This is a genomic window from Bacillus pseudomycoides DSM 12442 (assembly GCF_000161455.1).
Lineage (GTDB): Bacteria > Bacillota > Bacilli > Bacillales > Bacillaceae_G > Bacillus_A > Bacillus_A pseudomycoides.
Genome location: NZ_CM000745.1, coordinates 5,557,715 through 5,557,984 on the forward strand (window position 1 = coordinate 5,557,715; position 270 = coordinate 5,557,984).

The 270-nt window shown below is 32.6% G+C and carries 1 protein-coding gene; it reads right to left on the minus strand.

Annotated elements, in window-relative coordinates:
- Window positions 1-52: 52 nt before the first annotated feature.
- On the minus strand, window positions 53-270 hold a 218-nt coding region (locus tag BPMYX0001_RS28075), incomplete at its 5' end, for a YuzF family protein (RefSeq protein WP_244268568.1).

Here is a 270-nt window from a genome sequence, read left to right on the forward strand (position 1 = left end):
TTTGATCGTCTATGACGCCAATCTGTTATAAATCAAATTAGATGTAATTTGATCATTGTTTTGGCATAATCCATACAATTTGTTGAATACGTACAATATACGGTACCGTATCTTCAATGAGCAAATGATCTGGTTTCACATCCTTTAACTTGCCTCTTACATTACCTCTTACAGTTTCAATAACCACAAGTTTACCAATTACTGATTGTAATGTCTGATATACGTAGGGGTTAGGTACACTTACCATATTTTGTTCACTAAAGTCATTTT